General features: G+C 56.4%; 7 protein-coding genes. 4 read left to right on the plus strand and 3 right to left on the minus strand.

Annotated features, from left to right (window positions below; all coding sequences use genetic code 11):
* Positions 1-19: 19 nt before the first annotated feature.
* Complete coding sequence (locus tag ACR3ZL_RS17285) at positions 20-148, minus strand: hypothetical protein (RefSeq protein WP_473651869.1); 129 nt, start codon at positions 146-148, stop codon at positions 20-22.
* A 217-nt stretch (positions 149-365) separates the two neighbouring features.
* Between ACR3ZL_RS17285 and serC the strand changes: the two genes are divergently transcribed.
* Positions 366-1,424: a 3-phosphoserine/phosphohydroxythreonine transaminase gene (gene serC, locus ACR3ZL_RS17290; protein WP_473653534.1), complete on the plus strand. Its 1,059-nt coding sequence runs from the start codon at positions 366-368 to the stop codon at positions 1,422-1,424.
* 105 nt (positions 1,425-1,529) lie between these two features.
* Positions 1,530-3,152, plus strand: coding sequence for a phosphoglycerate dehydrogenase (gene serA / locus ACR3ZL_RS17295; protein ID WP_473651868.1), 1,623 nt, complete (start codon positions 1,530-1,532; stop codon positions 3,150-3,152).
* Between the two features lie 72 nt (positions 3,153-3,224).
* On the opposite strand, the gene ACR3ZL_RS17300 is transcribed toward serA, so the two are convergent.
* Together ACR3ZL_RS17300 and ACR3ZL_RS17305 are read right to left on the minus strand one after the other, a co-directional pair.
* Positions 3,225-6,071 (minus strand): DNA translocase FtsK, encoded by a 2,847-nt coding sequence (locus tag ACR3ZL_RS17300; RefSeq protein ID WP_473651867.1) that lies wholly within the window; start codon positions 6,069-6,071, stop codon positions 3,225-3,227.
* Between the two features lie 60 nt (positions 6,072-6,131).
* A complete protein-coding gene (locus ACR3ZL_RS17305) occupies positions 6,132-6,353 on the minus strand; it encodes a hypothetical protein (RefSeq protein WP_486172813.1) in 222 nt (73 codons plus the stop codon).
* Between the two features lie 100 nt (positions 6,354-6,453).
* On the opposite strand from ACR3ZL_RS17305, the gene ACR3ZL_RS17310 reads away from it, so the two are divergent.
* Positions 6,454-7,914 (plus strand): sigma-54-dependent transcriptional regulator, encoded by a 1,461-nt coding sequence (locus ACR3ZL_RS17310; RefSeq protein WP_473651865.1) that lies wholly within the window; start codon positions 6,454-6,456, stop codon positions 7,912-7,914.
* Between the two features lie 572 nt (positions 7,915-8,486).
* Entirely contained in the window at positions 8,487-23,726 is a 15,240-nt protein-coding gene (locus ACR3ZL_RS17315) for a dockerin type I domain-containing protein (RefSeq protein ID WP_486172814.1), read from the plus strand.
* Positions 23,727-23,787: the final 61 nt, after the last annotated feature.

A 23,787-nucleotide genomic window follows, 5' to 3' on the forward strand; every position in this document is an offset into this window, starting at 1 on the left:
AAAATCGGTCGGCGAGAAATCATTCCATCGACGACCGATGCAAAGCGGCTTGTCCACAATGTTGGCTTGCGACCGGCGGCGCAGCGGTCAGTGAACGGGTGAACCGCCACCGGAACCGGCGAACCTCGAACGATTGATCGGATTTCACGGGTTGCTCCGGTGGTGATCCGTGCGGAAATGCCACGTCCACGATCCCGCATCGGTTGGCTTTCAAGAATGGCCTGGGAAGCATAGAATCCCGTCACGAAATCGACGCGAATCCCATCCCCTCACTCTTTCCGTGAAGAGTTTTCCGCATGACCGCCTCGGCCCCGTCCGCATCCGCCACTGACCGCGTTTTCAATTTTTCCGCCGGCCCCGCCGTTCTGCCAGAGTCGGTATTGCGTGAAGTCCAGGAAGAATTCCTGTGTTTGCCAGGCGCCGGCGCTTCGCTGCTGGAAATCAGCCACCGCGACAAATTGTTCGTCGATATCCTGCACGACGCGGAAAACACGCTTCGGTCGTTGTTGGGAATCAGCGACGAATACAGCGTGATGTTCATGCAGGGTGGAGCCTCGCTGCAGTTTTCCGCAATCGCGGCCAACCTGCTTCGCGGAACCGGCAAGACAGCCCAATATTTGCTGACCGGTTCTTGGGGCAAAAAGGCGATCAAGGAAGCCAAGAAAGAGGGCGATGTTGTCACCGCCTTTGACTGCGCCGACACCAACTACGACCGTCTGCCCACATCGGCCGATTACACCTGCCCCGATGACGCAGCCTACCTTTACTACTGCAGCAACGAAACGATTCAAGGCGTTCAGTTCGCCAGCGAACCGGAATGCCCCGCCTCGGTCCCGTTGGTCAGTGACGCTTCTAGCGATTTCCTTTGTCGCCCCTTGCCGGTCGACAAGTACGGCCTGCTTTACGCTTGTGCCCAAAAGAACGCGGGTCCTGCCGGCGTTAGCGTGGTCGTGATGCGAAAAGACTTGCTCGACATCGCCGATCCAAACATCCCTGGCTACCTGCACTACAAGAACCACCACGACAACGACTCGGAATGGAACACTCCACCGACGTTCGCGATCTACGTGCTCGGCAAGGTCGCTCGCTGGTTGCAAAACGACATGGGCGGTCTGGCCAAGATGGAAGAGATCAACCGCGAGAAGTCCCAGTCGCTGTACAAGATCATCGACGCCAGCAACGGGTTCTACAAAGGTCACGCTCAAGCCGATTGCCGATCGCTGATGAACGTGACTTTCAATCTGCCAAGCGACGAACTGACCGCCAAGTTCATCTCCGAAGCGGGCTCGCATCGCCTTGCCGCTCTGAAGGGTCACCGCAGTGTTGGCGGTATCCGTGCCAGCATCTACAACGCGATGCCTCGTGAAGGCGTCCAAGCTTTGGGCGATTTCATGACCGACTTCGCAAGCCGCAACAGCGGTTAAGCCTCGCGTTTCGCCAAGTCCGACGCGTTGGGTATCTCAACGTGTCGGGCAGACCATCCCAGCGTGATTTCTTTTCCAGATCCCCACCCTCTTTCATCTGTAACCATGCACCGCATTCTCGTTCTCGACGACATCGCTCAAGAAGGCATCGATCTACTCCAAGCCACCGAAGGCGTTGAGTATGAAATCCGCACCAAACTGAAAGGTGAAGAACTCCGTTCGGCATTGAACGAATTCGATGCAGCGATCCTTCGCAGTGGTGTGACGATCACCGCCGAATCACTCGAAGGCAACACCCGGCTGCGAGCGTTGGCACGTGCCGGAGTGGGAACCGACAACATCGACAAGCCCGCCGCGACTCGCCGCGGAATCGTCGTGATGAACACGCCCGCTGGTAACACCGTCAGCACCGCTGAACACACCTTCGCGATGCTGTTGGCGATGAGCCGTAACCTAGCTCCCGCGAACCAGAGCTTGGTCGAAGGACGCTGGGACCGTAAGAAGTTCATGGGCAACCAAGTCGCCGGTAAGACCCTCGGGATCGTTGGCATGGGCCGGATCGGCCGCGAAGTCGCCAGCCGTGCTCGTGCGTTCGACATGAACATCATCGCGTTCGACCCATTTTTGACCGACGACCAAGCCGAAGCGTTGAATGTCAAACGTGTCGAGACCGTCGACGAGATGCTGCCGATGATCGATTACCTGACCGTGCACACACCGTTGACCCCAGAAACCAAGGGTCTGATTGGTGTAGCACAACTTGAAAAAGTGAAACCCGGTCTGCGAGTAATCAACGTTGCTCGAGGCGGTATCTATGACCACGACGCTTTGGTCGAAGGTTTGAAGTCAGGCAAGCTCGGCGGCGTCGCTTTGGACGTTTACGAGAACGAACCTTGCACCGACAGCCCGCTGTTTGGCATGCCCGGCACAATCTGCACGCCACACTTGGGTGCCAGCACCGAAGAAGCTCAAACTCAGGTCGCCGTCGAAGGCATCCACCTGCTGATCAACTATCTAAAGACGGGCGAGATTCGCCACAGCGTGAACGTTGCTTCGCTCGATCCGAAAACGCTCGACGAATTGCGCAGTTACCTCAACATTTCGCACCGTCTCGGATTGCTGTTGCACCAATGGCACGGTGGCGGGATCGATCAAGTTCGCATCACCTATCGTGGTGCCGTCGCTGGCAAAGACACTCGCGTCCTGAACAATGCTTTCTGTGCCGGCTTGTTGGAACGAGTTGTCGAAGACGCCAACGTTATTAACTCTGAAATGTTGTTGCGGGAACGCGGCATCGAAATGAAGGTTGAGCACAACAGCGAACAGGGTGCGTTTACCAGCAGCATCACCGTCGAGGTATCTGGCAGCGGCAAAACCGCCCAAGCCGGTGCAGCCGTTCTCGGCCACGAAATGCCTCGTTTGATCCTGCTGGACGGTTACCGTTTGGAATCCTTCTTGGACGGACGCTTGTTCATTTTCTCGCACCAAGACGTGCCAGGCATGATCGGTCACGTCGGCACTATCTTCGGAAACCACGGCATCAACATCGCTCAAATGGCAGTCGGACGCGAAGGCAATTCGCCTGGCGGAAAGGCGATCGGCGTCTTGAGCCTCGACGGCGACGTCTCCGAAGCCGCGATGAAAGAACTGCAGGCGATCGACGCCATCACTTGTGCCAAGGTCATCGAACTGCCACAAGCGGGTGAGCTTCCAAGCTGGATGAGCTAAGCTCGGATTGGCTAATTCATCGCGACTGGGATCCCCAGTCGCGACTTCGCTGGTGAGTGACGTTGGTGAAGATCAATCTTCGTCGACGTCTTCATACTCACCGTCGTAAGATTCCTCGTCCTCGTATTCTTCATACTCGGATGCTTCTTCGTCGGGCTCCGCCACCGCTTGAGCGGGGGCTTGTTGAGCCGATGCGGCTGACTTCTTTGCCGGCGGCTCCGGTGCAACTTCTTCGTCCGGTTCAATCCCCTGCATCGCGTTCCACTGCTCCATCGACAGCAGCACCTCACGCGACTTTGAACCGTTGTATTGGCCCACGATTCCGTCCTCGGCCATATAGTCGACCAATCGTGCCGCCCGGCCGTACCCGATTCCCAGGCAACGCTGGATCAACGACAGCGAACCACGACCTTCGCGGATCACGACTTCAATCGCGCTCTCGTACAGTTCGTCTTTCTTGCGAAGATTGTCAACGTCGAGTTCGCCGCCACCTTCGCCGTCATCGTCGACCTTGATGTTCATCAACTCGCCGACGAACTTCTGTTCGCCACCACTGCTGCAGTAATCACAGATGCGATCGATCTCGGCGTCCGACAAGTACGTCCCTTGTCCACGAATTAACGAACTTGTACCGGGCCACAAAAACAGCATGTCACCGTTGCCGAGCAACTTATCGGCACCGTTTTCATCCAAGACAACGCGGCTATCCGTCTTGGACGCCACCTGAAAACTCAAACGTGCGGGCAAGTTCGACTTGATCAATCCCGTAATAACGTCAACGGTTGGTTTTTGCGTCGCCAAGATCAAGTGAATTCCAACGGCCCGACTCTTTTGCGCCAAACGAATGATGTGTTGCTCAACGTCCTTACCGGCCGTCATCATCAAGTCAGCCATTTCGTCGGCAACAATCACGATGAAGGGAAGCTTATCGGGCACATCGTCGCCGCCGTCGTCTTCATCCACTTCCAAACGACGTAGAACTTCTTCTCGGCCCAGGTCGTTGTAACTGTTGATGTGCCGGACGCCCGCCTTCGCCAACAGCGAATAGCGTTCTTCCATCTTGTCGACCGCCCAGCCCAAAATCGCCTCCGCCTTCTTCATGTCCGTGATGACGGGGTGCATCAAGTGCGGCAGTCGACCGTAGCCCGACAACTCGACCATTTTCGGGTCGATCATTAGCATCCGCACTTCGTCAGGTTTGCAGCACATCAAGATCGAAACGATGATCGCATTCAAACAAACCGATTTACCGGTACCGGTTCGACCCGCGATCAAAAGGTGAGGCATCTTGGCCAAGTCAACCGGCATGGGATCCCCGGACACGTCCTGGCCCAGGAACACGGGAATGTTCATCTTCTGGATGCGCGAGTCGGATTGCTCAATCACGTCACGCAAACGAACGACCTGGCGAATTTCATTGGGAACCTCGATCCCGACCGTATTCTTACCCGGAATCGGCGCAACCACACGTACACTGGGGACTCGCAAGGCAATTGCCAGGTCGTCTGCCAACGCACTGATCTTATTGAGCCGAAGCCCTGGTTCCAGCTCGATTTCGTACTGCGCAATCACCGGTCCCAAGGTGATGTTGGTCACGCGAACGTTGCAGCCGAAATTGCAAATCGTATCCTGCAAAAGGATCGCTTTTTTATTGGCCTCCGCCTCCTGTTCGGCGTAGTCAAACCCGTCACTGCTTTCAAGTAACTCCAGGCTTGGCAAGCGATAGTCCGACAGATCATCAGCGGAATCCTTCACGGCAGCATCAAGCTCTTCCCGCATGTTGTTGCGGCGTGGCGTTTGAATACTGGGCGGCTCAACCGGATGCTTTTCATCCTTTCGCAACGCTAACAATTCCTCGTCGACGCTCAGCTCGCGAGTAACCGGTTCCTCTTCTTCCTCGTATTCATATTCGTACTCATACTCGTCTTCGCCTTCAGCACTTGCGTCTTCACCAGCGGCTTCCTGATCCGTCGCTGACGACGCGGCAGCGGTCAGTCCTGCCGCAGCGGCCAAGCCAGCGGTGATCGCAGCCGCCTTCGCCAGACCGCTCTTTGGTTTCGCAGCCTCAGCAGCTTCCGCTTCGGCAGCCGCCTGGGCCGCCGCAGCCTGAGCGGCTTCTTCAGCAATTCGGCCCGGTGAACGAATGGAGATCTGAGGTTCCGGTGGATCAATTCGCTCCTCCACGATCGGCGGAGTTTCGCCATCGAGCAGGATCGGGCTATCAAGGTCAGAAAACGGTTGTCGACGACGTTTCAACGTGACTGGCATCACGCCGGCGGCGCGAGCAAGCGATTTCCTTGAAACGGACGCACCGCCCACCACGACTTTCTTACCCGCGTAAACGAGCATGTAGTCGGTCGTTAACAGCAAGCCAACGGCCAGCACCGACATCGTCAAAATCCACGAACCCACCGGGTGAAAATGCTGCAATAGAAACGTCGATCCCATCGCACCGAGATAGCCACCGTTTCCAACGACGGGCATCCCGACCATTTCAATTTTCGTCATCGCCGCTGCCGTGCAAACAGCGACTAAAACGATGCAGCCGCCCAACGAGCGCAGGACTGGCGCGTTCATTTGACCGCGCACCAGCAAAGCCGTAGCCACTCCGCCACCGGCCGCGATGATCAGCGAGACGCCAATTCCGACGGCATCAAATAGTAGGGACGAAATCAACGCACCCAACGAACCGCACGCATTCTGGACGGTCGAGTTGGGCGGATAAACCGCCGCGTCGGGCATGTAAAATTGCGATATCGGCCAGATATCGCTGGGCACCGGGTCGGCGGGGTCATGGGTCAACACCGCAACGAACGTCAGCAGTGTTACACCCACGATAGCGAGTGCCGGAACATCGCGGCGCAGGGAAACGGAGCGAACCGCTTCCGCTTCTGGGTTGGCTTGGGCCGCGGTCGACATGGGCAGCTCATCAAATACAAAAAAACAAATCGAATACACTCAATTCGATTTATCGACCGCTCACCGCCCGGATGTTGACCGAGAAATCGTCGCAACCGGAAAAATCGGCTCGCGACCTACAACCAGCCCCGCGATTTCACCTCCAGCGACGAGCGGCCACTTCGATGGAAAACCCTCACCAACCGTACCAACTGGCCGACAACCACGTCCCCCATGCAGGTAAGTTGGTGGATTACCCGCCACCACGATTCCGCTGTCATAGCCGGTTTGATCCAATCGCATACGAGTCCCCTAACCAAAGCGACTGGCGTCTATCACAATGATGACACACAATATGTCCGCGGAAGTAATCAGCCTGCCTCGAGCCCAATAGTCCTTGTCCATGCCTCGCCTTTTAGTCATTGACGACGACCGCGCTATCTGTGCACTCACGGAAAAGGCTCTTTCCTCGGTCGCTGACGTCACAACCGCGACAACGGCCGCTGCCGGGCTGAAGCAAGTTCGCGAAGGCGACTTCGATGCTGTGCTGCTGGATATCCAGCTACCCGACCAGAGCGGTTTGGCTGTGTATTGCGAAATCCGAGAGCACGATCGCCGCATTCCAGTCATCTTCATGACGGTCGAAGCGGCCAGCGATACTGCGATTGAAGCCATGCAGCTTGGTGCTTTCGATTACATCGGGAAGCCGCTGTCGGTCGAGCCCCTTCGCAATTTGGTCGAAAAGGCAATCGAACAACGGCAAATCAGTAGCGTGCCGGTCGCGATTTCGGCCGACGAAGGCGACGCTGACTCATCCAAGGATCTGTTCATCGGCCGCTCGCCAGCAATGCTGCAGGTGTTCAAAGCGATTGGCAAAGTAGCCAAACAGAACGTGCCGATCCTGATTCGCGGCGAAAGCGGAACCGGTAAAGAACTGGTGGCGCGGGCGTTGTTCAATTACAGCCATCGACGCGACGAGATTTTCCTGGCGGTGAACTGCGCCGCGCTACCGGACAATTTGCTGGAAAGTGAACTGTTTGGGCACGAAAAGGGAGCATTCACGGGAGCCGAGAGCCGACGCACGGGCAAATTTGAACAATGCAACGGCGGCACGCTGTTCCTAGACGAAATTGGGGACATGGCTCCGACTGTGCAAGCCAAAGTGCTGCGTGTTCTGCAAGAACAGCGATTTGAACGACTCGGCGGCAACAAAGAACTGACCACCAATGTGCGGATCATTGCCGCCACCAACCGACCGTTGGAACAGATGGTCGAAGACGACGAGTACCGTGAAGACCTGCTCTATCGCCTCAACGGAGTCACGATTGAGCTGCCGCCATTGCGTGAACGACTCAGTGACGTGCCTTCTCTGATCCGATTCTTTCTGGCCCAGGCTAAGAGCGAATTCAACAAGCCCGACCTGGAAGGTTTGTCGCCTGAAGCGGTGGATATGCTGACAACGTACGACTGGCCGGGGAACGTCCGTCAACTTCGCGCCGTCATCCGTCGATGTGTGCTCGATACCGTGCTGCCGGTAATCACACCGGATATTTTGCCGACCGCAGTCACACAGGGAGCCAATTCCCCTAGCACGCAGCCGGTTTCCAACTCGGACTCGCCAAGCACTGCCGACGGCACCGAGTTGCCTCAGCTGGTCAAACGGTTGCTCAAACAGAAGTCCACCAACGTGTACTCCGAGGCGATGGAGTACATGGAACAGTATGTGTTGATGCAGGTTTTGCAGGAAACCGACGGTAATCAGAGCCAAGCAGCCGAGATCCTGGGCATCACCCGCGGCAAACTGCGGGATCGCATCAACACCTATCGAATCAAGCTGAAAGGCGACGTTTCGGTAGAGAAGTAGCGAAAGGCGGCTCTGCGCCAGTTCGGTTGCAAGATCGCACCTCTCCTCAATAGCCGCCGCTCTCGGCGAGATATCGCCACGCTGGGCGCATCAAGGTTGCGTCTGGCGAATTAGCTCGCGTTTGCCGCACTGGTGTCGCGTTTGCGACCGGTGAACCGGTGCAATTGCCCCCCGTGAATGAGGGGACTGAGCATATCGCGAACCGCATAACCGTTAAGCGCGGAACTTTTCTGGGTTTGCTGGCATCCAACGGCAGTGCATTCGATCCTGCCGGAGCAATCGTTCCAAACGGACTGAATGCTCGTAAAGCCCGCCTACAACGCGTTTTTCGTTGCGTTGCAGGCCACCCTGACTAAACTCGCAAGCTGCGTCCCGGCCCAGATTGCGCCGCCTACGCAGCTTTTCCTTATTGGTAATTTTGCTTCCCGTTGACTCACCGCTCGCCTTGAGATCCTTGGCCCCGTTGAGTTGCTGGCTCGAAATTACCGCTCACCACACGAATTTCAGCTTCCCGCCCCCCGTTCAAAATCCCATGTGGGACGACCAACGGCGACGGAACAACGAGGCCACTGATGACGATCGGTAAACCGAGCAAATTTCTTTCAGGTCGCAGTATTCGCGAATCGCTTGCCCAACGTTTGGGAGGCGACCGTAGACGGAATCGTCGTGGTGTTTCGACTTCCGCACGAGCACGGCGAGCGAACATTCATCGACAATTGCACGCTCAACCTCTCGAGGCGCGTCAACTGCTGGCCGGTCCTGAATTGATCGGGATCCAGGCAAACAGCGAGTTGCTGATCCAGGACAGCACATCGATCGAAGGGGCTCCGTCCTTCGGCACCTCGATCCTGCAAACCGCTCCCAACGAGTTGCGTTTCCAATTTGACGACAATTCGTCAATTGATGCGGACACGCTGGTCACTGCGGCAACAACGCAAAACACTCAAGTCCAACCGCTCGGGATCACAATCACACGGGCCGGTGCCGACGGCTTGTTCGAAACCGCCAGTGCGATCACGGACTTCAATTCCGATGTCAGCCTCGGTACCGATTCGCGAGTCGTTGTCGAGTTCCGCGCGACGGACGAACTTCCCGGCGTGGAAGGTAACGGGACGCAAGTCATTATCACCGCATCGAGCAAGTCATTGACGGTGGCCCCCGTCGTGATCTCTTCGGTCGATCCTGATTTGCGAATCGTTCGCATCGACTTGAACACCAACCCGAATCGCCCGGCCAGCGCCCGTGACCTGATTCTGGCGTTGCAGAATTCGTCCGCCAACAACCTGATTGAGGCGTACCAGGTATCCGGTTCAGCGGTTGCCCCGATCGGCAGCGATCTGCCGTCGAGTGGATTGACGCTGACGTTGGATGGAGCGAACGCCGCTCGAGTCATCACCGATCTTGGTTTGGGTCAAGGCACTGAACTGCGTATCATCGCGGATCAATCTGGGGCGGCTGGTACCGATCTACGCGTTGCACTGGCGTCGCAAAACTTTGGCGGTGCGATCGAACCTCAAGTCAGTATCAATGGCAACACGATCCTGGTGCGATTGAACTCGACTCCCGGTTTTGAGTCCACGATCGATGACCTGATTGAAGCACTTAACGGTAACTCATCCGTATCGGGTCTGATCACCGCTTCGCTTCTTCGCGGTGACTTGGCGACCGTTATCGGTGGTCAACTGACCAACACGCCTGGCTCCACTGCACTGCTGCTGGAATTGGAAGGCGGAAGTGACACCGTCGTCACGCCAGGCTACATCGGTATCGGCGATTCGCCCAACGAAGTCGTGTTCCGGTTTGCTGAACCGCTTCCCGAAGACAGCTACCAAATCGAAATTTACGGCTCCGGCGATCGTGCTCTGTTGAACGAAGATGGCGAAGCGTTCAACGACGGCGTCGACCAAGCTTACTCATTCAGCGTCAACACCGCGCCACAAGTCTTGGCCGTGGTTCCTGAACCCGTTAGCAAGGTGAACGGTCGCTTGATCAGCGAACCGAATGTGGTTGAGGTTTACTTCAGCGGCGATGTAAGCAACTCAATTCTAAACCCTTCTTACTACAGCGCGGTCTACACCAACGACACCATCACCAGTGACGATGACATCCCAGTGCAGCCCACTTCGGTGCAAGCACTTGATGGTCGCACCGATGCGGTTCGTTTGATCTTCGCTAGCTCGTTCTCGCGTCCCGACGCCGCCGTAGTCCCGAACTACGTTGCCGGCACTTCGGTTCGCTTGCGAATCGGTAATGACACTCTGCTTCCCAACCAACTGCCTTCACTAGCAGTCGCGGAAGCCGGCGATAGCCTGTTTGCCGAAGGCGCGCTTCCGGGCCCGGTATCGGTCGGCGCGTTCGACGGTTCGGATGTCACGCGTACCACAGCAATCCGCTTGACCGGCGGTGAGATCATCAACACCAGTGCGTTTGACCTTCAGTTCCCTGGTGGGACAGGTTACGAAGGCGTGCGAGACATTCGGCCGGACGATCCAACTGCGGACCTCCGAACGGTTCCACTGGGAATCGTGACCGGCGAAGCGGATAGTACCCCCGGCATCAGCACGATCTATTACAACTTCCCTGATTCCTTCCAGGGCGACGATCTTAATACGGCGACGATCGATATCGACCGTACTTATTCCAGCACCATTGGCCTGGGATCCGGACAAACTGAAAGCGATCGCCAAGCGGCCTCGATCGCTCGTGAACGCGTTCGTGAAGTCGCTTCGTTGTTCGGTGAATACCTCGGTGTGCAATTCATCGAAGTTGGACAAGACGCCGCTTCAGCAATCTCAAGCACCAGCTTCGCTGGAACACCTGGCCCTGTTTTCAGCATCGCGGTCGGTGAACTCGAAGGTGCTGGCGGCAGCGTCAGCAGCGGTGAAGGCGGCATCACGGTCGCCACACGTGCGTTGGACGACGACGGCAACACCTTTGTTGGCTTCCCAACAAACGCCAACAACGGCAACCAACTGATCGTCTTGGATGCTCAAGACTTCCAAGAGAGCACCGATGATTACACCGGCGGCGAATTCTTCCGCGGCGTCTTCCTCGGTATCGGCCAGCTACTTGGCTACGGCTACGCTGACCACCTTCCTCAACCGATCACCCAATCCGCTGACGGTGTGTTGGATCCTGACGTACCGGTCCAAGACCAAACGCCAGCAACGACGGACGATTTAGCCGACCCCAACGAGTCGCTATTCCCAAGCCCCGCAGACATCGTTAACGGACAATACCTCTATCGTCCCGAATCCAACGATATCGACTTGTACGAGTTCACGCTCGTTAACCCTGGCACGATCAGCCTATCGACGATTGCCGAGCGATTGTCGACTTCCAGCACGCTCGACACGATGCTGCGTTTGTACATCATCGAAGACGGTGTTCCTCGCGAGATTGCCGCTAACGACGACTACTTCAGCAACGACTCGCTGATTGAAATTGATGTCGTACCAGGTAAGTATGTTGTCGGCGTGAGTGCTGCGGGCAACGACAGTTACAACCCCGCGATCAGCGGTACTGGTCTGGGTGGCGTCACCGAAGGCAGTTACGAACTGGCCATGTCGTTCACGCCAAGTTCGACCAACAGCATCGTCGATGTTGACAACAACGAACTCGATGGCGATGCCGACGGCCAAGCGGGCGGCTTATTCCAATACTGGTTCGAGCCCACCAATCCCAATACCACTGTTTACGTTGACAACACAACCGCTCCCGCAAGCGGAGCCAACGGCACGATCAACGCTCCTTACGCAACATTGAGTGCTGCGTTCCAAAGCGTGCAAACTCGGCTTGATTCCACAAACCCCGTCAAGACAATTCGGGTTGCTGGCGAAGGTACTTACCGTATCGGTTTCGACCAAAGCGGTGCTCCCTTGACGAGCGGCGAGCTGACCACGATCGAAGTCCCCAAGGATGTGAACTTGGTACTTGATGGCGGCGTTCGCTTCGAGATGTCCGGCAGCCGCATTGGCGTGGGCAGCACCACCGCCGGTGTCGACCGCAGCGGATCGGCAATCCAAATTTTGGGTACGCCAGACAATCCCGTCGAATTGGTCGGAACCGGACTTAGCTCCGCTGGCACTTGGGGCGGAATCGATATTCGCGGCGACGTGGACTACGCCGACGAAAGCCGTCTCAACCTGGAAGACGCGGGTGTCTTCCTGAATCACATTCAATACGCGGACATTCAAGGCGGTGGCGGACGAGTCAGCGTTGATGGTGTGACGCGAGCCGTTGCCCCGATTGAGCTGGCCGAAACGCGAGCGACCATCATCAATAGCTCGATCACCCGTTCCGCCGACGGTGCGATTGCAGCAACCCCCGACACATTCTTAGAGACACGATTCGACGAAGCTCGCTTCCAAACGGCAAGCGGCCTGACGGACTACTTCACCAGCGACTTTGCTCGTATCGGACCGCACATTCGTGGCAATACGATCACGGACAACACCTACAACGGCTTGTTGATTCGCATCGACACTCCAACCGGTGACGGTCTGCAAGAACTGACGATCAACGCTCGTTTCGACGACACCGACATCGTTCACATCTTGACCGACAACTTGTTGATCGAAGGCACCCCCGGCGGTCCACTGGCAGTCACCGAGGGGCCAAGTCTCACGCTGACCACTCAAACCGCGACGATCAACCAACCTGGTGTTCAGGCCGGCAACATTCCCGCGGGCAGCTATGTTTACCAGCTAACCAACGTGACTTCGGATGGTTTTGAATCCGTCGCCAGCGATCCAAGTGATCCGGTCACATTGTCCGCAACGGGTTCCATCCGCTTGACCTCGATCCCGACCGTTTCCGCCGCCAGCGGTTTCTCGGGACGACGTCTGTATCGCGCCCAGGTATTGGGTCAAGACCCGATTACAGGCGAGCCAATCTACAGCGACTTCTTGCGTGTCGGACAGTTGAACACGTCCAGCACCAGCTTCACCGATACGGTCGCTGCTGGAACTGTGCAGCTCAACCCAGCTTTGAGTGGTGACAGCGGCTTGGCATTGATCGGACGGCTCGATCCAGGCCTAACCATCGATCCAGGCACAATCGTCAAGCTTGATGGTGCACGGATCGACGTCACCTTCGGTGCTCGTCTGTTTGCCGAAGGTACCGCGGACCAACCCGTTGTTCTGACCAGCCTGAATGATTCTCGCTACGGCACCGGTGGTACGTTCAACACCAACGGCAGCCTGCAAGGTTCAACCAACTCGAACACCTTCGAAGCTGGCGATTGGTCAGGGATCTATCTTGGCTTCGGTGCCGATGGATCGTTCGATCACGCCGTAATCGCTGGTGGCGGTGGAACGTCCCAAATCGAAGGTGGCTTCGCTAGCTTCAACGTCATCGAATCGCACCAAAGCGACCTCCGGATCGCCAACACCCGTTTCGAAAACAACCTGGACGGCCGTGGCTTCCTGAACGATGAAGGCAACAACATCAACGCCCCGAATGATCCTCGCGAAGAACGCGTCGGTCGGGTGAACAATGCCTCGGGAACCGTTTTTGTTCGCGGATCTCAACCCACGATTATCAACAACACCTTCATCGGTGGCGAAGGTCCCGCATTGACCTTTGACTTGAACAGCTTCACTTGGCAAGAAGTTACCGACCCAGGTCGCTCGACCGGAACGTTGGACTCAATTTCCGTGGTCAGCAACAGTGGTCCACTGGTTCGCGGCAACGCGATTGACGGTGGATTGGCTGGTATGGAAGTCCGTGGCGGTACGGTCGCAACCGAGATCGTGCTGGATGATACGGACATCGTGCACATCGTCCGCGACATGATCGAAGTCCCCAACCAACACATTTACGGCGGCTTGCGGCTTGAAAGTGACGCCCGCGGTTCGTTGGTCGTGAAATTCGAAAACCAGGACAACAGCGACGACGCACTGCTACAACGCCGTGCGGGAATCGTGGTCGGTGGTAACATCTACACCGCCGAAGATGAGTTCATTGGTATCGCTGATCGCATCGGCGGTAGCTTGCAAGTGATCGGTCAGCCTGACTTCCCAGTCGTTTTGACATCGTTGGCCGACGATTCCGTTGGTGCCGGATTCACACCAACCGGCGTTGCCAACTTGGACACCGACGGCATCGACGCCAGCCCGACTGCGGGCTCTTGGGATGGCATAGTCATCCGAGAAGCTGCTTCGGATGAAAACGTCTCCATCACGAAAGAAAATGAACCTGCCAACGTTGGAAACAGCGACACCAACGCGTTGGCCAGCCGGTCGCAGTACCTTGGCGAAGTGGCTCCGAGCATCAGTGCCGGTGACGAAAACCGTCGCCTTGGTTTGATCGTTGAGGGCGACATTAGCAGTGATTCCGACGTGGACGTCTATTCCTTCGTCGCCGAAGCCGGCACATTGGTTTGGCTGGACATCGACCGCACCGATAGCAGCCTGGACACGGTCATCGAATTGGTGAACTCCAACGGTCAAACCTTGGTGTTGTCCGATGACGCCATGGCCGAAGCGGAGATCATCGAAACCCTACGCTCGCTGGACACGTCCGACCCGTCCACGGCGGCTCAACGTGCACAACTGCAAGCACTCCTGGATGCTCGTACCGGTCGCGGTTCACAAGCTTTGGACTCAAGCAGCTTGTTCGGCTTGGCCACCGGTCAACTCAACGCGGGCACCGGCATCGTCAGCTACCAAGACAACTACTCAACGAACTCGCGTGATGCGGGGATGCAAGTTGTCCTTCCAGGTACCGCTGGCGTTCAATCGCTTTACTACGTTCGAGTGCGAAGCGCGATTTCGACAGCATCGAAAGACACGCTGACTGCAGACAACAAGAACGCGATGGTCGTGGGCAACACCTCGTTCGTCTCCGAGAACATCACAACAACCAGCGCCCAAAACGGTGGTTTGCGTCAAGGTCTAACCAACGGTTCGTACCAACTGCAAATCCGCATCGAGGAATCCGATGTGCATGCGGGTACGCAAATCCGTTACAGCGATGTGTTTTATGCGGACAAGGGTGTTGAAGTCATCGGCGGCCCACTCCACAGCCCGCTGTCTGGCGAGAACTACGAAAACGATGCCGATGGTGACGGGAACGCCGCTACCAACAATGGAACCCTTGCGGGTGCACAACGCCTCGGTCTGTACGACACCCAGTACGTTAACGGCATCGGTCTAACCGCCAACGCAACCCAAAACGCCGACGGATCCATCCTGATCCAACGCGACGGTGTTGACATCGTGTTGGACAACCCAGCCGGTCCTTTGTCTTCGGACCGTTTGGCAACCAACATCTCCGGGTTCATCGATGGCACTGACGACGTCGACTGGTACCAGTTCGACATCGACTATCAGCAATTGACCCGCGACGGTGCAGAAATGTACCTAGCCACGATCTTCGACCTGGACTACTCCGACGGGTTGGGCCGGGCCGACTTGGCGTTGCACGTCTTTGACCAAGATGGGCGTCTTGTCTTGATCGGTGGCGACTCGAATATCGCCGACGACATTGTCCTTCCAGGCACCAACGGCGGATCCGATCTGACGCGTGGATCGTATGGCACAGCCGACCCTTACATCGGCTCGGCTGAACTTCCTGAAGGCACCTACTACGTTGCCGTTTCGAATCAGGGCCAAGTACCGGCCGTGTTGGATCAATTCAACAGCCGCAATGCAACGAACCCATTGATTCGTTTGGAACCTGTCGACAGCACTCGACGAGTCGCTGAAGAAGGATTCGACTTCTTGGGCCAAACGAATTACAGCCAAGTCGCTGAAGGTCCAACGACACCGATCCTGTTCGATCAAAATTCGATCGTTGATTACTCTCTCGATGATGTCTTCTTGTATGTGAACTCCGGTTCGTCGTTGTTCATGGTAAACCCGTTCACCGGACAACAGTACGCTGCGATGGGCAGCTTCGACGATCAAGAGATTCGCGATATCGCGTTTGCCGCTAATGGTGAACTGTTCGCCTACACGACCTACCTTGATGGCGAAACTGGTGACACGACGTGGAGCTACGTGCGATTGAACACCGTCGATGGCGGAATTGAAGAATTCCTAACCGCTGGTGCTGGTCTATCGACGTTCAATAACCAAGAAACGGAAGAACCGCCTGCGGTTCAGATTCTTGACGAAGCCAGTAACGTTGGTTTGACGGTCGAGGCTCTGACTATTCGCGCCCGCAACGGCATCGAAACCGGCTTCTTCGTCGGCAACCGCCCTGGCGGTGGTTCGTCAGCCGGCCTGGAGTACATCGACAACATCTTGTACGCCTTCAATGAAGAAACCGGACAAGCCACTGGCCTCGAGTTCGGTTTGACACTTGCCAATTCCGGTGCCGGTACGGACATCCGCGAAGTTGGGCAAATCGATACAACGCCGACTGACTTCTTTGGCAATTCGACCGCCTTCAGCACGGCACTGGGTCTTTCCGATGCCACTGATCTCAACGTATTCGGTGAATCGGTTGCACAGATTTTCGACGGCGACACGTTCACCTTGTTCGATGGCACCGACACGGTGACGTTTGAATTCAATCAAGGTTACACCTTGGTTGCCACCGACCCTGCACAGATCCAAGACGGAACCACCATCCGAGTGCAGATCCCCGGTGGTGTGCCAACGGTATTCGAAGTAACCAACGGTGCGGTCACGACGCCAGGTAACATCGCGGTCAACATCGACCGTACTGGGTCCAGCACCAACTTCATCGAAACCCTTGCTGACGTTCTGGTTGAAAACAACTTCCAGGTTTCCTTCGAAGGAACCCAGTTGACGATCCCAGCGGCGACAGACGTTCAACTGATCGGCCCGCCACTGGGTTCACTAGCAGGCCTGTCGCTCAACGGCGACAACACGACCGATCTTGCCAATGTGCCGATCGCCATCTTGCCAACGGACAGTGCATCGGTCATCGCTCAGCGGATCGTCCAAGCGGTCAATCGAGAGATCGCTGGCGGCTTCCTAAGCAACCTGACCGTGACGGCTCAAACCCGGTCGGTCCTGTTCGACACCATTACACCGACCACCGCCAACATCGTGTCCCAAGTCGTGACGACGGGCACCGGGTTGCAAGCCGGTGGTGCTGCCAACGGCGGTCGTATTACGGGTGTCGAAATGGTCGGCAACGACATCTATGCTGTGTCGAACACGGGTGGGCTGTACTTCGTCTCTTCCGCAGCGATCAACAACCTTGGCAGCAACAACAATATCGGCCAATACGTCGGTACCGCTACCGAGCTGGTCGGCTTGAACTTCACCGGATTGCGTGCCGGTCCAAGCAGCCTCGAAGGCGGTCGCTACAGCGACTTGCTATTCGCAACCACAGCGAACGGACGTATCTATGCGTTTAATACTGCTGGTGAATTGCAAAACGTATTCGCAGGCGGTCAGTCGTCCATCGCGACCGGCATCTTCAATGCCCAAGGTTTGGACTTCGCCACACTGGATTACAACCTTTGGCACGTCACCGACGACCGCGAATCGGACGAAGGCCACGGTATCAACGATGCCTTCCACGGTGCTCGCCCCGGTGAAACCGCCAACAACTCGCTCGTGTTCAATTACGACACGAACGTGTTCGGCGGCAACTACGCTCCTGGCGAAGATCCCGTACGGAACTTGGGCACGACAGCCGAAAACGTCCGTCAAGACGGCCAGGCCGTCCAAGGGACTTACAACCTTCCCGGTGGTGCACGCGGAACGGTCGAATCGAACGCATTCTCGTTGGCTGGTTACTCCGCCAGCGACGTGCCAGTGATGTACTTCAACTACTTCCTGGACACCGATGAATTCGACAACGACAACGACCTACCCGATGGCGATGCGAACCTGTTTGACGAAGACCGCGACAGCTTCCGAGTCTATGTCGTTGATAGTTCAGGCGTCGAGCACTTGGTGGCGACCAACAATGAGTCTCGCGACGCCAGCTCCTTTGGCGATGAGTTTGACGATCCGTTTGAAACCGGAATCTACGATGACAACATTGATGTCGACGTCCAACAGCTTTACGACAACACCGGTACATGGCGTCAAGCACGTGTGCCGCTAGCCGCTTTCGCTGGCCAAGACGGTCTGACCTTGCGATTCGAATTTGCGACCGCGGGAACGACCAGCACACTCAGTGCTGAAATCCGCACTGTCGCGGCTTCGGAACTGAACGATGGTGACACGTTCGAGATTGGTGACGAAACCTTCACGGTCGACTTCGCTACCGCGATTGTTTTCCCATCTGGCCAAACGTTAGCCCAGCTGTATCAAAACCCAGTTGCACTATCGACGTTCCAGCTGAACGATCAAGTCTACGTACTTAACGACGGCACTCGAATTGTTCCTGCCGACGCGATCTCGATCACCTTGCCATCGACACTGACTTCGTTGACGGCAGCGAACATCGCCTCGCTAGTCCAGGCTGAATTGCTGGCCCAATCGCCTGCCGTTCCAGTGGTTAACAACTTCAACTTCAGTGACGCTGCCGATCCGATCGATCCATTCGGCAACGCCAACACCAGTGGCAGCCAAGCTCGCAATGACTTGACGTTTGAAGCCACTGCCTTGCCTTACACGGGCGGCAACTTGGTGATCGAGGGACGTGGTGCCTTGGGCTTCACCGATCTTGGCATCATCACCGACGCCGACGACGTTGACTTGGTTAGCTTGACCGTCGACGCAGGAGCACAAATCGTTGTCAATTCCAACGCCGATCAAATTGGCGTCAACAACATCGTTCGCTTCTTCGATTCCGAAGGCGACGAGGTCGACGCAGCGAATGTGACATCCGATGTTCTGACCGGTGTCTTCACGCTGACGGCTCCCACCGATGGGCTTTACTACATCGGCGTTAGCGGCCCAGGCAACGGCACCTACGATCCACGCATCGAGGGATCGACCCAAGACAGTGCTGTCGGCGGCTATGCCTTGACCGTTTCGATCACGACCGAGTTCAATGCAACCGCATCGGGTGCCTTGGTTGAGATCACGGGTGTCACCAACATCACGACGCCAGCAAACAGTGGCCTCGCGATTCGTGACAACGCGGCATTGACGGAAAACCCCATTTCCATCAGTCGAACCGCATCTGCGGCCGAAGTCGCTGCCGCCGTGCAACAGGCCGTTGCAGACACCTTCTTCTCCGGCGACACATCACTGGTCCCACGTAGCGGTTCGCTGTTACGTCTTCCAGGTTTGGTGGACTCGTTCACTGACTTGGGTGCATTCCAATTAACGGTGAACGAAAACGGCAATAGTCTGGATGGTCGTTACGGCGATCGATTCGGTGGCGATTACCAAGGTGGTGCCGCCAACAATGCCTTCGAAGGAGCTTACATCGACGATGTGATCATCGGTTTCGCTGAACGTGGCGAAATGGTGACCGCTTCGGATCCGGTCGGTGCCAATGAAGCCTTCGTGGACTTCAACGACACAACACTGACGACACCGAATGAAGGTCGCCGTCTGACCGACTCCGGTTCTTACCAGCTCGAAATTCGTGATGCTTCCGAATACATCGCCTCGGGAATCGTGCCCGACCGAACGTTCGGCGACCCCGTTTTGGTTGAGGCACGTTTCCGTGCCTTTGACACGAACGATCGACTAAGTGATTCCGGCGTGGCTTTGGAAACTCAAGAAGCTGCCCAGATCCTCGATGGATCGACCTTCACGGTCTCGGGTTCAAACGCACTGGTTACGTTTGAGTTCAACATTCTGGACGGCAACGGCAATAGCAATGGAATCACGACCGGTGCCAACCGCATCGAAGTTCGCTTGAATCCAGATGCCACCGCTGAGGAAGTCGCGGACCAAGTCATTGCCGCGATCAACAGCAACAACTTGCAATCTGTACTGGGTGTGACGGCAAGTCGATCCAACCTTACTCGGATCAACTCCACCACCGACGTGCCAGATCGCAACGTCATCCTGATTGGTGCGGACACGATCACCACGACGGGCAATCCGTTCACTGTCGCGACCGGAACCGATTTACGCGGCGATACCAACCGCGACCGAGAACAACAGGGCGTGATCATCGTCGAAAACAGCCGATTCATTTCCAATGAAGAAGCCGGTGCGTCGATCACCCGTGCCGCCGAAACCGAAGTGGTTCCGGGAACCCCCACACCGACCGTCTTGCCATCGATTCGCAACTTTGAACAACTCAATGTTGAAAATCTATTGCCGGGTGTCACGGTGCGAAACAGTACGTTTGCCTTCAACGGCGGCGTCGGAATCGACATCACGGGTCTAGAAAATGGTGGTGCTGCCACCGCGAACCCAGTCGGTTTTGACCGTATCATCAACAACACGCTTGTTGGTGGTTCGATCACCAAGCCAGACTCACTTGGGTCGCAGTCCTTCAACTCGATTTTCTTCCCCGAAGGCAGCGTTTCGTTCGCGGATTCGATTCTGGTCAGCGGCACGAACTTAGGTGACGACGTTGAGAACACGTTCGCCAACACCGAAGCCGCGTTGGGATCGCCAGATTACAACGGCGTAGCCAGTGCCGATCCATCGGACGGACTGTTCACACTTTCGCTCGGATCGAACGGCTCCGCCACGTTTGTCTTTGAAGACAACTTCTTGACCGGTAGCTCGTCGAACCCAAGCTCATTGGTTGGTATCGGTGACTCGGAAGCGGACTTGATCATCTTTGAGACGGGTATCGCCGAACGTGTCCAGGTTGAAATCAGCCGTGACAACGTGACCTACTTCAATGTTGGTGAGATCTTCGGACTCAGCAACACGATTGACCTGGACGCATACGGTTTCGGTCTAAACGACCGCTTCACCTACGTTCGCCTGACTGACCTTTCGCCCAATGGCTCGTTCGACTTCGGTGCCGCCGGTGCTGACATCGATGCGATCGGAGCACTTTCAACGGTGCTGCGAGAAGAGTACACGCCTGGCCAAGTCGGTATTCGAGTACAGGACAACTCGGCTCCGACGTTGCTGAACAACATCGTTAGCAACTTCGGAACAGGAATTTCGATTCCTGCCGTGCCAGCGGTTGGCTCCGGCCAGACCGACATTTCCAGTGCACTTACAGTCATCGGTGCAACGACCTTCCACGCCAACACCACTGACTCCCTTTTGGGTGGCACGACGGGTGTTGGACAACGCCCTCAGTTCCTGGATGTGTCCAACCAGATCTTCGTGGATGCGTCGAACCTGATCTTCACGCCTCAATCTGGCACCCCGATCATCGATAGCGGTCTGTCCGCTCTTGAGGATCGAGCTTCATTGATCGTCTTGAAGAACTCGATTGGAATCCCTGAGAGTCCCGTCCTGGCGACACGAACGGATGCCAATGGACAAACTCGAGTCGACGACCCTACATTCGATTCGGAATTCGGCACGGGTGTGAACGCATTCGTCGACCGTGGTGCGGAAGAACGAACCGATGACGAAGGCCCTCGTTTCGTCCTAACCTCGCCTCGTGGCGAAGACCTGATCTTCGACGGTTCCGCTGGCGGATTCGGTCGTTCGATTTCCTCAGGAACGATTTACGACTCGTTTGAAATCCAGTTGATCGACGGTATCCGTCCTGCTGACTCCGGTCCCGGTGTTGGTGTCAACGACAATACCGTCCTTAGCCAGAACATCATCGTCACGCGTTTGTTGAACGCTGACGCCGAACCGGACATCCTTCAAGAAGGTCGTGACTACCGATTCAGTTATGAACCGGGCGATAACACGATCCGCATCACTCCGATTGCTGGTATTTGGACCGACAACTCGATCTACACGATCCAGTTCTTGGGTGGCGAAGTTGGAAACGCCGACGGATTCACCGCCGCTATCCAAGCTCTCGACGGCATCACCTACAGTGATGGCGACCAAACGATCATCGACGACAGCGTGTTGGAAGCCGAACTGGGGATTCAACTCTCCGTACCGCCAACCGCGTTGACCGATTCCAATGGCAACACGATCAGTGGTCAAACCGTCACGATCAATGATGGTGTCAATCCAAGCGTCACGTTCGAATTCGTTACCGATACCGACGAACTGGACCTGATTGACCCGACGTTGACCGAGAGCGGCAACTTCGCCGTCACGTTGCCGGAAACGGCATCATCAGTGATGATTGCTCGCCTATTGGCTCGCGAAATTAACCGAGTCGCTCAAGATCGTGGACTCATCAATCTGGAAGCGGTCTTCCTTGACGAAACCGATACAGGTCAGGCTGGACGTCTGCAGTTGTTAGGTACTGACGAAGACGCCTTCGTTGCTTTGGAAGACGACAGCGTCTTCCGCCAAGTCAACTTGGCTCTCGACGTCGAATTGCTTGCCGAAGTCACTGAAGATAACAACGGCCTTGCCCAAACGAACTTCGATGGACAACAAATCGTTGTGTTCGACGGAACGCAAGAGATCACGTTCGAATTCGATACCGATAATGTTCTAAACGTCTTGGATCCGACTGTCACGCAAGTTGCGGTGACGGTAACCGACGACGCTTCGTCAAGAGAATTGGTGGCCGCGTTGATCACTGAGATTCGTGCCGCCGGCATGAACGTGACCGCATTCGGTGCATCGGGTTCATTCCGAATCCGCGGTAACGATGGTCCGATCTCAGTCACATCGCCGACCGACGGTGCCTTGATCACTGGCAACAGCCGCATCGGCGTGTCGCCTGGATTCGGCCTGGAAATCCCAAGCGAGAACGGCTTGTTGTCGCCAGCGATTGTGGACGGCCAAACGTTCACTCTCGGCCTAGGTGTTGCGAGCACGACAACGTTTGAGATCGATCTGAACGGTTCACTTCTGAACCCGAATGCAACCGCGGTCAGTGTCGTCGACGCCTCGTTCGATAGCACACCGAATGACTTGGCCGATGCACTTGTCTTGGCGATCAACTCGAAGTTCCCTGGACTCGCGGCTAACGCCGGCGGCGGACGGGTTACGCTTGGCGAAGACAACGACCTTCAGCTCAATCTGGCCAACACGGCACTTAGCCAAATTGTGACCCCCGGTGAATCGGCCGCTCAAGCGGTTGTGATTCGCTACGACGACGACGCCAACACGGTCGCCGCAGCTTACGCCGCGGCTGCCGAAAGTGCGGGCATCGAAGCCGAGTTGGTGGGCGATCGAGTGCTGCTGAAGACCGAATCGACACCACGCGGCGATACCGTCGTAACCAACTTCATCGCGGACAATGCGGGCAACCGTTTGCAACCCGCTAGCGAAGCGGATGGTGCCAGTGTCGAGATCTTGATCGGTCAAATCGCTGACAACCGAGACCCTGCCGATGTCAACGACAGCGGCGCGGTGACTCCTTTGGATGCTTTGTTGGTCATCAACGTGCTCAACCAAAGCGGCACCAACTCCGTCGACCTATCGAACGTTCCTGCGGGAATCGTGTTGCCACCATACCCCGATGTGAATGGCGACGGCATGGTCTCGCCAATCGATGCACTGTTGGTGATCAACCGGCTAAATAGTCTAACCGGCCCCGGGCAAAACCCCGTTGGCGTTGGTGAACCGTTGGCTTCGGGCGAACCACTCGAATTGGCATCGTCGAACACCATGGTCGCCAGTGGCGAGCCGATCAGCTACAGCCCAGTCGCTGATGGCGTGTTGGCTACCAACGCGACGATCATGTTCGATCCCACAAAGCCTGCGACCCAGGAAAACGAGCCGCTTGTCGAATCGACGCCTGTGACTGTGACGGAATCCAAGACGAGCGTCTTCGATTCGCCAGCCACGATCGACCTCGATTCGGTGGTTGATTCTCTTGCCCAGGATCGACAGGGCGTAGAATCGGAAGGATCGGAACAAACTGACGGGTCGCATTCCGCGGTCGACCAGATTTTCGCTTCTCTGGGTTAAACTGGGGGGTGTTGAATCAAACTAAGAAGGAACCGATTGGGGTTGCGATTCGTCTAACCTC

The organism is Rhodopirellula sp. J20-39 (genome assembly GCF_057365095.1).